The sequence below is a fragment of the Treponema phagedenis genome, assembly GCF_008153345.1.
GTDB lineage: Bacteria > Spirochaetota > Spirochaetia > Treponematales > Treponemataceae > Treponema > Treponema phagedenis.
Genome location: NZ_CP042818.1, coordinates 3,236,458 through 3,250,516, shown reverse-complemented (window position 1 = coordinate 3,250,516; position 14,059 = coordinate 3,236,458). Strand labels below are relative to the sequence as shown.

At 39.8% G+C, this 14,059-nt stretch carries 9 protein-coding genes and 1 pseudogene; 1 reads left to right on the top strand and 9 read right to left on the bottom strand.

Annotated elements, in window-relative coordinates; genetic code table 11:
* Positions 1-29: 29 nt before the first annotated feature.
* Complete coding sequence (locus FUT79_RS14285; protein WP_024752706.1) at positions 30-1,052, top strand: amino acid--tRNA ligase-related protein; 1,023 nt, start codon at positions 30-32, stop codon at positions 1,050-1,052.
* 60 nt (positions 1,053-1,112) lie between these two features.
* Here the strand turns inward: FUT79_RS14285 and FUT79_RS14280 are convergent, their stop codons facing one another.
* The 9 genes and pseudogenes from FUT79_RS14280 to FUT79_RS14240 all read right to left on the bottom strand — a co-directional run bounded on the left by FUT79_RS14280 (position 1,113) and on the right by FUT79_RS14240 (position 14,047).
* Positions 1,113-1,673: a HEPN domain-containing protein gene (locus FUT79_RS14280; RefSeq protein ID WP_148884633.1), complete on the bottom strand. Its 561-nt coding sequence runs from the start codon at positions 1,671-1,673 to the stop codon at positions 1,113-1,115.
* A 325-nt stretch (positions 1,674-1,998) separates the two neighbouring features.
* Positions 1,999-3,207: pseudogene (locus tag FUT79_RS14275) on the bottom strand (methyl-accepting chemotaxis protein); the annotation flags it as partial.
* On the bottom strand, positions 3,204-3,926 hold the full coding sequence (locus FUT79_RS14270; RefSeq protein WP_039943645.1) for a hypothetical protein: 723 nt from the start codon (positions 3,924-3,926) through the stop codon (positions 3,204-3,206). The gene FUT79_RS14270 and the pseudogene FUT79_RS14275, both read right to left, overlap by 4 nt.
* Positions 3,927-4,330: 404 nt before the next feature.
* Positions 4,331-5,164: an IS5 family transposase gene (locus tag FUT79_RS14265; RefSeq protein ID WP_231577656.1), complete on the bottom strand. Its 834-nt coding sequence runs from the start codon at positions 5,162-5,164 to the stop codon at positions 4,331-4,333.
* A 729-nt stretch (positions 5,165-5,893) separates the two neighbouring features.
* Entirely contained in the window at positions 5,894-7,726 is a 1,833-nt protein-coding gene (gene pepF / locus FUT79_RS14260; protein ID WP_024752707.1) for an oligoendopeptidase F, read from the bottom strand.
* Positions 7,727-8,076: 350 nt separating this feature from the next.
* The gene (locus tag FUT79_RS14255) at positions 8,077-9,252 is read right to left on the bottom strand and encodes an RNA-splicing ligase RtcB (protein ID WP_044635052.1); all 1,176 of its coding nucleotides are present in this window, start codon (positions 9,250-9,252) and stop codon (positions 8,077-8,079) included.
* 805 nt (positions 9,253-10,057) lie between these two features.
* Positions 10,058-11,893, bottom strand: coding sequence for a PTS mannitol transporter subunit IICBA (locus FUT79_RS14250; protein ID WP_148889765.1), 1,836 nt, complete (start codon positions 11,891-11,893; stop codon positions 10,058-10,060).
* A 58-nt stretch (positions 11,894-11,951) separates the two neighbouring features.
* On the bottom strand, positions 11,952-12,704 hold the full coding sequence (locus tag FUT79_RS14245; protein ID WP_024752709.1) for a DeoR/GlpR family DNA-binding transcription regulator: 753 nt from the start codon (positions 12,702-12,704) through the stop codon (positions 11,952-11,954).
* A gap of 80 nt (positions 12,705-12,784) precedes the next feature.
* A complete protein-coding gene (locus FUT79_RS14240; protein ID WP_044635053.1) occupies positions 12,785-14,047 on the bottom strand; it encodes a zinc-binding dehydrogenase in 1,263 nt (420 codons plus the stop codon).
* Positions 14,048-14,059: the final 12 nt, after the last annotated feature.

Sequence of the window (14,059 nt, the reverse complement as noted above, 5' to 3'; positions counted from 1 at the left end):
AAAAAAATGAAACCTGTTATTTTTACGTCATGGATATTGAAGCGCTTGAATTTCGTGCGTTATGCTTGCAGACCGCACGGGATTTTTTTATTGAAAATAATTATCTTGAATTGGATACGCCGGCATTGGCAGCCGCGCTTATTCCAGAAACCTGTTTAGAGGTTTTTCAAACCGAAGCTATTCAGCCTTTTATGCCAAAAGAATCTGCAAAAAAGCTGTTTTTAGTTCCTTCTCCTGAAGTTTTTATTAAACCGGTGATTGCGCAAACCAAACGTTCTGTTTTTCAAATCTCAAAATGTTATCGGAACGGTGAGTCTGTCGGAAGGATTCACAGCCCCGAATTTACCATGCTTGAGTATTATACAATGAATGCGGACTATAAAGATTCAATCAAAATAACAGAATCTTTTTTTTGCTTTATTATCGATAAAATAAAAAACCATCCGCTTGCAAGTCCCGAAGCATGTAATTTTTTTGCCGAAGGTTTTCAGCTTCTTACGATGGAAGATGCTTTTATCCGTTATGCAGGCTTTTCACTTGCCGAGCAAGACAGCGTTAAAAAACTTGCAGAACAGGCAAGGCGGCTTGACCTTGCTTCCGGCACGGAGTTTGCCCATTACGGTTGGGATGATTTATATGAACTTATTTTGGTGCATTGTATTGAACCGGCTTTGCCAAAAAAGCGCTGTGTTGCGTTAATGGATTATCCGGCAGAAGTTCCTTGCCTTGCAAAAAACAAAGCTTTCACCATTCAAACGGCGGAAGGAAAAACCGTTACGCGGCAGGTAAAAGAGCGCTGGGAAGTGTATGCGGGCGGAATTGAATTGGCAAACTGTTATACCGAAGAACGAGACAGCGATACCGTCACCCGTTATTTTGCGGAAGAAGCGGCACTTAAAGAAAAAACCGCCTTAGTGCCGCACCCTTCGGTAAAAAACTTCGGTGATATTTGTGCACAAATGCCGCCCTGCTCTGGAGTCGCACTCGGTATGGACAGGCTTATTGCTTTACTTGCCGGCAGAAAAACTATTGATTCGTTTTTTTATGCATAAGCATGAAGCTACGCAAACGAAAAATAAAGATTCTTCAAACTAAAAAGCATTCTGTCGTAGTTATTTCACCACGGGATAATACGGTATTCCCCAATCTTCATTGTAATTATCCATGATTATGTTAATAATTGCAGGAATAATAGTAAGCAAAAATCTGCAAGCTTCTTTTTTTTGCGATTGATTCGTACTGCTGTTATATGTTGCACCTCCATGAATAATTTGATTACGCAATGTATATAAGCGCCTAAACACAATTGTTAAAAGATGGGCGGTGTTTTGCGTCCCCATTGCTTTTGTAACCTTTTTCTTTTCAGATTCAAACCGTTCTTCCCAAGAATTCGCTGTGGTTGTCTTCGGTTTATTATACTCATCCCAAAAAGGTTGAAATGAATATTGATTGTTTAAAAGAATTCTAATATTGTCGAAAAAAGTATCCCATACAAGAGCATATAGCAATTTATCCGTGTCTAAATCGCTGAGCTTTTTCAGGAAGCCGGTAACAGCGCTCCTATCTCCTATCTCGTTCAGGTCATCCGCATATATTGCGTTGAAAGATATCCAAAGACTGATAAAACAAAAATCAAGATCATCTTGTCTTTTTTTTCCGCTTGCTCTAACCAACTTAAAGCCCGATACAATCTTAATCTCAAACTATCGGGATAAATTTTTGAATTCTCCGAATATTTTACGGATAATTCCTGTTGCGTAATTTTCATAAATTTTCTCCTATGTAAAATTTTAAAGAACTACCGCTCTTGAGTTATCCTTCAAGAAAATGGTATTACGTTCTTTGTCCTCAAGCTGTGCGCTAAATTGCGGCAGTCTTTCTTCAATAAAATTAAGGATTCGCAAATCGGGCATAATCAGCGATATTTCGCGCCTATAAAATACGCTTATTGAATAAATAAACGGGTAATAATTTACACCGCTCGCTTATTCCCTATCTTTATACCTTAAACTTTTCCACTTCGGTTGTTAAATCTGCAATGCTTTGCTTGTTTTTTTGCGTAATCTCATTAACTTCACGTACAGCCTTGTCAATTTGTACGGCACCGGATGCCATTTCATTCATACTGTCGCTAATAATTCGTGTTAAACTATCCAGCTTTTGCATTTCTTGTGCAACACTTTCACCGCCCAAAAGCATTTCGGTTGATCCGTTTTTTACTTCAACAGTTACGCCGTTAATATCCTGAATTGCTTTTAAAACTTCTCGACTACCTATTTCCTGTTCTTGCATTTTTGAGATGAGATTGTTACTTATTTCCTGAACTCGTTCGGATAGTTCAAATATAGTATTAAATTTTTCTTCCGAATTTTTTGCAGAGTTTGCAAGTGTTTCGATTTCCGAACTAAGTGTTTTTAATGTTGCAGTAATTGCTTTTCCTTGACTGTTTGATTCTTCCGCAAGCTTACGAATCTCATCCGCAACTACGGCAAAACCTTTTCCAGAATCGCCCGCATGAGCCGCTTCAATAGCGGCATTCATTGCAAGTAAGTTGGTTTGACTGGCAATATGCTGAATAACGCTGCTGGCATCTAAAAGGCTTCCCGATTCTTCGGTAATTTTTTGAGAAATTGTATTTGCAACACTGACACTTTCTTTTCCTTCCGCCGTAGCAGTATTCAACCCTTCAATTGTTTCATTTGCATGTCCAATAAATTTAGTTATTTCCTGAATATTCATCACCATCTGTTCTATTGATGATGAGGATTCCGCAACACTTGCCGATTGATTTTCAATACTTTTATTTAATTGCCTGATTATTCTGACAATTTCTTCAATAGTTGCAGCCGTTTCCGTTACGCTTGCCGCTTGTGTCATTGTCTGATGTTTTACGCCCTCAATATTTGCACTGATTTGGTGCACGGCGGCTGCGGTTTCCGTCATGTTACTCGCAAGTTCTTCTCCCAGATTTAAAAGATTATTGGCATTTTTTTGTATAGAAAAAATCAATTTTTTTATATTTGATAACATGGTATTAAAACTTCCGCTCATCCTGCCGATTTCATTATTCGATTTTACTTCCAACTCTTTTCTAAGATCTCCCGTTCCGAGATATGAGAAAACATCGGAGCTTTTTAAAATAGGATGAATGACAGCGGTTGTTAAAAACCAGATAAAAAATATCATCGAAAGCGCGGTAAATCCTATAAAACTACCGTAAGAAATAAATATGTATCTGCCATTCGATTAGTTGCACTTATCACTGCATGTGTTCTGTCAGCCAATAGCATGCAAAATTCATCGATAAGCTGCATGATTTTTGTAACTTGATTATGATATTCCTCATCATGCAAAATACGGACTGCAAAATCATCATACCGTTCCCCGTCAAAAATAGCAGCGGGGCCTGATACATATTTTTTTTGCTTTATTGTTTCCATTGCCTGTGTTTCGCGAAGAGCCAAAACATCCGACAGCTTTGTTGCAGCGGTAAGAAGCGCCAATTCATCTTTTGTACACCCCAGCTCTTTAAACACATCATATTGACTAATTGTTTTACCGGCATATAAACTGTTCGCCGCTTTAGCCGGACGTGCTGTTTTACCGTTTCTCCAGTTTAAAATAGCAAGATATTCATCTTCGTATTTGCGAGCTTCATTAGCGGCAAAAACACGGCATAACCGTGTTAAATCTTCTGATGACTGTCTAAGTTCTTCGGAAGCAGCCATTAAATTCTTTTCTTGCATCCACGCGCTCAATAGCTTTGTTTTAGCCGCCCGCACAGCAAAAATCATATCTAATGAAGCGATAAGGAAAACCAATGTCGTAAAGGTTAAAATTCTAAAAAGCGTTTTGATATTCACAGCCAGCATTTTCTTTTTATGTGGATCTAAAGGGAAATCGGCATACTCTTTTTTGCTACTCATGGGAAGTACCTCCTACACACTCATATATAAAGTATATCATAATTTCTATTAATTACAAGTATAATTATTATCTCTACAGGTTCCCTCTAAAAACCCTGTTTTTAAGTGTGTAAAAGTTGCCAAGCGGGTGTTTTCGTAGTATTTGCTTTTATAATGACGTAATTATTTGGTGGTTTTTTTCAACGCAACTCATTCGTCGCATTCTCCCCCCCCCCTAAAACCTCATTGTCCTTTTCTAAGATAACAATACCGGCAAAGGTTATAGGTTAAGTTCATCATAGTGATTGTAAATGTTGCCCGCGTTAGCCCTATCGTTCTGATGTAAATACCGTGCATTGAATTTGTCAGCGCATTACGTGTTCTATACGTGCTCTTGTTTTTGATTTTTTCCTATTGCTTATTTTCTATTCTTGTGTGAGTTCTCTTCCACGCGCTCCGCGTTCGCAAATTTGATTTTCTATATTCTTCTGTTTTAAAACTTTCTCTATCTTTTCTCCGATGTAGGCACTGTCAGCATAAATAATGGTATCTTCTTTTGTGATCAGGTTTTTTAATTCTTGGCTATCATGAACATTGGTAGAGGTTACGGTTGCTTTTACAATGAGTTTACTTTTTGCATCTACTTTTGCATGGTTTTTATATCCGAAAAAAGACTGCTTATTCTTCTGCGTCCACCGTGCATCGCAGTCTTTTTGCGCCAGTTTTGCCCCATTTTTCTTTGTTTTCCACTCTTGCGGTATTTCCCGAGCGCTCTGTTCATTTTCCTCTCTCGTATTATGTTGTATTGGTACCTCAACGATCCTCGCATCAATGATTGTTCCTTCTTTGCCGATTAAGTTATTTCGTTGTAATTCCCTCGAGAACTTGTCAAATAATTTCCTTGATACTTTTGCTTCTATTAGTTTTTCTTTAAACAACCAAATTGTTTTTGCGTCAGGCACTTTGTCTTTTAACCCTATTCCCAAAAAACGCATAAAGGATAATCGATCATTTATCTGATATTCAGTTTGATCATCGCTTATGTTATACATGCGCTGTAGGATGACAATTTTGAACATCATCAAAAAATTAAATGGCGGTCGACCGCCCGGTCCTTTCGGGTATTTCTTAAGCGCTTTATTTAAGATGGGCAAAAATAGTTCCCAATTAATTTTTTCGTTTAACCGTTCTAAGCAATCGCCAAGATTACTCAATACTCGCAATCGATCTTCTTCGTCAAAAAGGCCTCTTTGGTTCATACCCTAATTATAATAAATTTTTACACATTCTTTCAAGAGTTTTTAGAGGTGCCCTACAATATCTTATAAAATAATTGAACTACCATTTTAATAAAAAATATCTATCTCATGCTTTATACGATTTACCGTAATAAAGCAATTATTTTTACTATCGACGAAACAATAAACCTTAAAAAACTTTGATTTTTCATTAGTAAAAACAGACAAGATGCCGTTTTGGTACGGATCTTAACTGGATAAATTGCAGCCGAATCCTTTTAAAAAAGCAACCTTATCAACCCGATATATTTCTGCCTCCAACTTTTAATGTCTATTACATCCGGAGCTAAAAAACTCTTTTATCTCTTCAGCAGAACTACATAACCGCATATCAAACTATAAACGATTGTTTAAAAAGAATTCGACACGGCGCAACGGTGCGTAAACTTGCCACAGGGTAAATACTTCACACCAAAAACATTGCGCCGGCACGTAAACCTGCCTACACTGAGCTGTCCCCCTATTTTGCAAACATGTTAAAACTCTCAATACCTAATTTTGCCACGGACGCCAAAATCAAATTTCAAACGATGTTTTAAAGCGCGAATCGGAGCCCATGATTTCGTGTTTTTGTATTTGTGATAAAACTAAGTCGACGGTGTTTACCGTGCGCCGCCCCTCCGCACGGCGTTGAGCAAAAGAGAAAAAAGCCGTACGGGGGAACACCGGAATGTTTGGTATCTGCTCAGTTTATAAAATTGTTTTCAGCGCTTTTTCCAGTTCCGTTACAATTTCTCCGAAGTGGTTGCAGGCTGCCCGAACGGGTTCGGGGGAAGCCATGTCAACGCCGGCGACTTTGAGGGCTTCTATCGGATAGCGGGAACCGCCTGATTTAAGGAAGTTGAAGTAATCATTGCGCTCGGTTTCGCCGCCGGAGAGGACTCGTTCCGCAAGGGCAAGGGAGGCTGAAATGCCGGTTGCGTATTTGTATACGTAAAAGGCGCGATAAAAATGCGGTATGCGCAGGCATTCAAGGTCGCTTACCTCTTCAAAGTGCATGGCGGGACCGAAATAGGCGGTTAGCAGTTTTTTGTATTCTGCGCGTAAGCGGTCTAAGGTGAGCGGCGTACCGGATTCAACCAGTTGATGTGTAATCATTTCAAACTCCGCGAACATTGTTTGCCGATATAGGGTTGCAAGAATGTCCGAGGCGCGAATGCTCAAAAGATAGGCGCGCTCTTTCGGGTCTGACGCTTTTTTTACCATAGACCTGAAAAGCAGTTCTTCGTTAAAGGTTGAGGCAACCTCCGCTTCAAAAATGGTGTAGTCGTGGCAGAGGAAGGGATTGTTCCGCACCGAGTACCATGAGTGCATGGAATGCCCGCCTTCATGCGCAAGCGTAAACACATCGCGGATAACATCCGGTTTGTAATTCATAAGAATATACGGCTCGCTTTCAAAACCTCCCGAAGAAAAAGCGCCCGAACGTTTGCCCTGATTTTCGTAACGGTCAACCCAGCCGCCCAACAAACCGGAGCGAATGGTGTTTACATATTCGCCGCCTAAGGGCTGTAATGCTTCGGTAATTATGTCAACCGCTTCGGTGTATTCGGTGTGTTTTCGTATTTCGGCAACCAAGGGAACGTACACATCGTAATGACGCAGCTCTTCAACCTTGAGCGTTTTTTGCACTAACGCATAAAACCGGTGCAGCGGCTCAAGATTGTCTCTGACTGATTTAATCAAATTGTCGTATACCGAAACCGGTACCTTGTCGGGATACAAGGCGTTTTCCCGTGCGGAGCCGTATCCGCGGATCTTTGCCATTGCCGTGTTTTGTTGCACTTGCCCGATATACAGCGATGCGATGGTGTTTTTATGCGCGTCAAAACCGGCATAAAACTGCTTGTATGCTTTTTCGCGCACAGCTCTGTCGGGACTTAACAGAAACTGCGAAAACGAAGATTGGGTAAGTTCTTTTTCTTCGCCGCGATCCGTAATAGAACCGAATTGCAGATCTACATTGGTAAGCACCGAAAAACTGCGCTGAGCGGTTCCTCCCGATTCCGAAAGAAGGGTGAGCATTTTTTCCTCTCTATCGGAGAGTGTGTGCACTTTTAGGTACAAAGTTTTCTCGATAAAGATTTTATAATCCGCAAAGGCTTTTCCTTCCGCACCGCTCGGATCAATCCACGCGCGCACTTTATCTTCGGGGATCTGCATAAGTGCGGGAACAAACCAGCTGAGCTTTGCGCTTATCTCAGTCATTGCCATAATGTATTGAGAAAGGCGCGCAATATTTTCCGAATTGCCCTCATCCTCGCTTTTTTTCAAAAAAGCATACTGCCCGAGTTTTTCGCTTTGCTTTTCAAAGGTTTCAAACGCTTGCAAACAATTCAGCAATGTTGCGCTTTCAACCTCTGCCGGATTTTCAAACGTATCTTTATACAAAAGCACACGCTCGCCGCTTTTAATAGCCTCTTGCAATGCACTTTGCCACGCTTGCTCGCTTTCAAAAAGCAATTCAAGCTTCCATTGATTTTCTTTCGCAATATCTGCTCGTTTTGGAGTTGTTGATTTCATGCCTCCAGTATAGAAAAAAAATATTGATGCCGCAAGGGCGTTGGAGCTTACGCATGAATAAGGGGCGGCTTATGCGTTGCATTAAAGGGCGTGCTGCCACTTAGACCCTGGGAAATTCCAAACGATGTTTGAAAACTACCGCTACTTAAAATAGGAGTTTTCAAACTCGTAGGCGAAGTGAAAACCGGAATGTCAACACTTCGCCCTTGCTGCTGGCGCAGAGCCTTTTTCGCTTATGCTTCGTCGCGATCTGTACTATCCCCTTAAGCCCCTGCACCGGAGGCGACTTGTTAAAAAAACGTTATACTCAAGACAAGCAAAAATTGATTTATGCTAAATTTTATGTTTCCTTACGGTGCTTTAAAATTATAAAGCGGTTTTATAATAGCTGTTACATGCACGGTATCTTTAATTTGTCGTAAAATAGACTCCATCGGCTTATACGCCATCGGAGCCTCATCTAATGTGCAAACAGAAACCGATGTTGAAAAAACACCGCTCATTTCTTTTTTGAATGTATCAAATGAAAGCTTAGATCTTGCCGCGCTCCGCGACATAAGTCTTCCGGCACCATGAGGAGCGGAAAAATTCCACTCTGCATTTCCTTTTCCGATGCAAAGCAACGAACCGTCTCGCATGTTCATAGGAATAATAACTTTTTGTCCTTTGTATGCCGGTGTTGCTCCTTTTCGTAAAATTTTATTTTCAATATCAACATAGTTGTGAATTGATTCCCAAGAATCATTTGCTTCAAGATTCATTTTTTCTAAAATTATTTCACCTATAATTTTTCTATTTTCTGAAGCGAAGCTTTGAGTGATTGTCATATCGTGAAGATAGTTTTTCGTATGCTCTCCGGATAAAAATGCCAGTTCGTTTGGAATATGAGTTTGTTTAGGAAGGGCGACGAGCTCGGCCGCAATGTCTTTTTCTCTTCTTTCACTTTTTAATTTTGCAATTAGTTCTTTATGCGCTTTGTTTTGACTTGTCAATAACTCAATCGCTTTCCTCTGGTGATAATTTGCAACCGCCGTTCCCAAATGCCGAGAACCGGAATGTATGGCAAGATATATATTCCCGATTTCATCTTTGTTTACTTCAATAAAATGATTACCTCCGCCAAGTGATCCGCAAGAAAAATACTCACGTTCCAAATTTATTTTGTTCGCACAAGTTAAAGTAGATAACCTTTCTTTTAACTCTTTCGAAATTCTTTCGTCTTTTCTGATTGCACTTCCTGACGGAATGTTTTCTCTGATAACCTTGTCTAACTTGTGAAAATTAATGGGTTCAATTTTACCGAGCTCAAAAACCGATATTCCGCAGCCGATATCAACTCCGACAAGATTCGGGCATATTTTGTCTTCAATGGTCATTGTTGTGCCGATTACGCAACCTTTTCCGGCGTGAACGTCAGGCATGATTCTGATTTTCGAATTTTTCGCAAATTCCTGCCGAGATAATTCTTCTACCTGTCTTTTTGCCTCTTCTTCGATACTCTCTGCAAATATTTTATAATTTTTCATCTTAGTAAGTGTAACAAATAGCAAAGAAAAATCAAAGGTTTTATAACTCGTAAATTTTGCTTTATAAAATTTTCTTACAGCGGTAAGAAAAAATAGAATGATATACTTTTGCTATTTTTTATACGGCTTTTGTAAAAAGTGGTATTTATTTACTCGTTATTTTTTCTTCGTAATTTAATGTCATCTCATATTGTATCTCTTATTTGTTTGTCAATAATTTTTTCGGTAAACTCACGACAAGAGTATGTAGAATATCCTAACCAGAGAAGGGGTGTATTCGATATCTAATACCGCATACATTGCAATAAAGCGTATAAAATCTAGATTTGGTAAATATCTTCTATTCGAGTTTGAGTCAAATTCCTGCTTAAATGACAAAAAGTTTTTCGTGCTTTTGTCTTGCGCTAAACTCAAACCGGCAGAGTCTAAAGACTGCCGCTAAGCCTTTGCAACAAGCATTAGTGTAGCGTTTTGTAATTAACTTCCTGTTATACAAATCGGGGTATCAACAATAAGGGGCTGCGGATTTAAGCATTCCTATGGTAAATTGCTCACCGTTGCGCCGTGTCGAATTCTTTTAAAAAAAAATCGTTTATAGTATCTATTATAATCATGAGTGGGAGTGTCAGTACAGTGCGCTGATTGTTTGATATGTGGTGTGGCTATGCAGTTCCGCTGAAGGGATAAAAGAGCTTTTTACTCCAGATGCAGTTTATCTAATTATGATTGTATCAAAACGGATCTGCATCGAAAATTGCTAAAAATTTCCGAGACAGCTCCGTGACTGCAATCTTTTAGTTAGATTTTAAGAAAGTTGTTGTAAAACCCATTCTTTGTCATTGGTGTTTCTCATTTTTTCAAGCACCGATTCATCTTCAAGTGCGGTGCATACTTTGGATAGAACATCCATGTGTGATCCGCCGATGCTGGCAATTCCTATTACAAAATAAGCGAGTTCTCCGTCAAAGTCTACACCGTCGGGATATTGCAAAACTACAATGCCGCTTTTTTTAATTGTTTCGGTACCATGAGTGGTGCCGTGAGGAATCGCGAGCCCCATGCCCATGTATGTTGTTGCAATTTTTTCTCGTTCCAGCATTGAGTCAATATACGCTTCTTCAACATAATCAAGCTTATGCAATAATTTTCCGGCAGCACGAATTGCTTCTTCTTTTGTCTTTGCTTTTTGGTTTAATAAGATGCCGTCAATTGTAATAACATCTTTTAAAGCCGGCGTTTCGGTTTTTTTATTTTCGGTATTTTTGCTTACCATAGCATCGCCGGTTGATAGTTCAAAAAACAAATCGTCCAAAGCGGAGTCGGCTAAGAAGTTCTCAATTGTAATAAGCTTTGCCTGTGGGGCAGATTTTTGCGCTCGCTCTGCTAAAACCGCTTGTACCACAACAACATCGGAATCCCCCGGGATGTTGTCAACCGAGGTGTTGGTAACGATAATATCGGGGCGTGATGCTTTAATGCGGTTTTTAAATTTCGTCGCCCCCATTGCCGATGATCCCATTCCGGCATCACAGGCGAATACTATTTTCTTAATCCGGTCGACTTCCCCTTTAGATTGCGCTTTTAATGTCTTTACTTTCTTTTTTGCTTTTTCTAAATCTTTTGTAGAAGTTAATTTGACAATTGGACTTGCAATTAAAAAAGAAATACCGGCGGCAATTACCACGCCTAATAGGGCGATAACTGTCGAGCCTTTAGGAGCCATTGATAAAAAGGCGATAATTGAGCCCGGTGAAGCGGGACCTTTTAAGCCTGCTCCGAATATTAAATAAAATGAGATTGCCGCCAGGTTGCCAAGGATAGGTGCAATAATGATAAAGGGATTCATTAAAATATATGGAAAATAAATTTCATGTATTCCGCCGAAGAAGTGAATAATAATTGCGCCGGGGGCGGAATCTTTTGTTGCTTTATCTTTTGCGAACAGCCAATAGGCTAAGAGAACCCCCAAGCCGGGACCGGGGTTGGTTTCAAGCATGTACATAATTGATTTGCCGGTCTGAGCAGCTTGTTCTACGCCAATCGGAGTAAACATACCATGATTGATTGCGTTGTTTAAGAATAATACTTTTGCCGGCTCAATAAATATCGCTACAAAGGGTAAAAGGCTGTATTTCAGTAATACATTAACGCCTGCTGTTAAAACAGCTAACACACCGGTCATAAACGGCCCGATTAAATAAAAACCGATAAAAGAAATAAGCATTCCGATGATTCCGATTGAAAAGTTGTTAATCAGCATTTCAAAACCGACGGGCATGCGGTTTTCCATGAATGCATCAAATTGCTTAATTACCCAACCTGCAAAGGGGCCGACAATCATTGCCGCCATGAGCATCGGTTTTCCGTCAACTCCGCCGGCTCCGGCGATACAACCGACAACCGCAATTGCTCCCATTACGAGTCCTCTTTCACCGGCAACCATTTTACCGCCGGTTGCCGCAATTAATACCGGCAATAAGTACGCCAGCATATACGGCTGAATGGATGCCAGTTGTTCGTTGGGAATCCAGCCATCGGGAATAAATAATGCAGTAATAAATCCCCAGGCAATAAATGCGCCGATATTGGGCATTACCATTGCAGATAACTGCTTTCCAAATTTCTGAAGTGTAGCTTTCATTTTTTCTCCTCTTAAATTTCGGATTGCCTTTTATTTTGTTATTCACTCGCGTGATAATTTAATAAACAGCAATTCCTCGATTTCTAAATTCATGTTTTAATGCTTCAGGAAGTTCATTGTCTGAAATAACGATGTCTACCTCATTATGATTACAAATAGTGTACGTTCCTCTTTGGTTAATTTTAGAAGAATCCATCAAAACGATAACTTTGCGTGACTTTTTTATAACGGTTTGTTTAAGCTCCGCATCTTCTAGAGATTCGCAGGTAAAAGATGTTTCTTTGCTGTAACGGGTAACACCTATAAAGGCAATATCAAAGTTTATTTTTTCAATATAACGAATCCCTTCAATACCGTTTACACTTAGGCTGTGCCGATTGATATTGCCGCCTGATAGTACAACTTTTGCACGCTCAAGCCTTGCTATTTCAATCGCACATGTTAACCCGCTTGTTACAAAGATGTTCGGTTTATCTTCTAAAATATGTGCAAGCATAGTTGTAGTACTGCCGGAATCTAAAAATATCGTAGTGTTGGACTCAATGAATTCAAGCGCTTTTTTCGCAATAATTTTTTTTGCTTTTGTATTTTGAATAAAACGCTTTTTTAAGAAGTCATCATTTCCAACAACTTTATCAAGAGAGCGCGCGCCGCCGTGTATTCTCACTAAGCGTTGTTCCTTATCCAATACTTTTAGGTCAGTTCTCAGCGTCATTTCCGATACGTGCGGAAAATTTTCTTTTAGCTCATTAAAGGTTATATTCCCGTGTTCATTCACAAAGGTTATAATTTTATTTCGTCTTTCTTCCATAAACTCCCTTTGAATACTCTCTGTAGTTAAATTATCTTTAATTGTAATTAACCAAATGGAGAGGTATCAGGTTCAGCAATCTATTCGTCAATAAAATTTTCTAATAAATATTGTTCCGCTTCTAAACACCATAATCCTTTATGAGCATCAACAATATCGGCAAGTTTTATATACCGTTCGTCTTCCGCACCTTTTTTTCGTAAATCGGTTAGGGCAATAAGCGGCATATTTAAATGGTTATAAATCAGTTTTTTACCGCCGGGAATATTTGGCAGATTCAAAATAGTATCTGCTGCAGCATCCAATCCGCCGATATGAGTTACCATCACTGCAGGGTTAATTCTGTTTGCCGCAGTTAATTCCAATGATTCAATCATATCATCAGTATTGCCGCCGGTTGTTCCAAGCACATGCGTTGAGTTATAGTGAACATCATAAAAATTAATTCTTGCAGTAAATTTATTGTCAGTCGGGCCAGCAAAAAAGTTTAAGCATCCGTCTCTTCCCAAAACAGCACTTGATAATTCTATAACCGCTTCAACGGGTGCATAGCATAATACATCATCAAATCCCGTACCTCCGGTAATTTTTATGAGTTCTTCAGCAGGATCGTCCATTTTTCCTGTATTGATAAAATGCAACTCAATGCCTTTTGCCATATACTCTGCGGGAGGGAATAACTCTGTCGCCCTATCCAATCTTTCTTGGTCGATATCGGTTACGACAAGCATTGAGGGGCGTACATCGCGATGAAGCAGATAGGTTATTGCACCGAGCCCCATCGGTCCTGCTCCAGCCAGAATTGCCAATTTTCCGTTTTCTTTAATACCCATTTCATGAATATAAACGCCCATTTTGGTATGATAACAGGCATTAATCGCCCCGATACTGCAAGACATCGGTTCCGCCAAAGAAGCTTCGTAATACGCCTTGCCTTTATACTCCAGCAAGCATCCAAGCTCCATCACTTCTGCAGGGATAATGCAATAGGTCGCGTTTCCGCCAAAAAATTCATAAGAATATCCGGGACTCCACATGGTTCCCTTATAATTCAGCGCAGGTTGCAGCGTAAATTTCATTCCCGGCTTAAATTTTCCCTGATGGTTTTTGCCGACTTTAACGATATCGCCTGCCATTTCATGTCCCATAATTGCAGGGTGATCCGCTACATTCGGATGAACGCGTTTATGCTCGGTGCCCAAAATTGCACACTTATAAGTAGACATACAAACACTGTCTGAAACTACTTTAACCAGGATTTCGTCATCCGTAATTTCAGGAAGCTCAAATTCATCCAGTCTTAAGTCATTAGCACCATGTAGCCTAACCGCTTTTACTTTCATTTTAACAGCTCC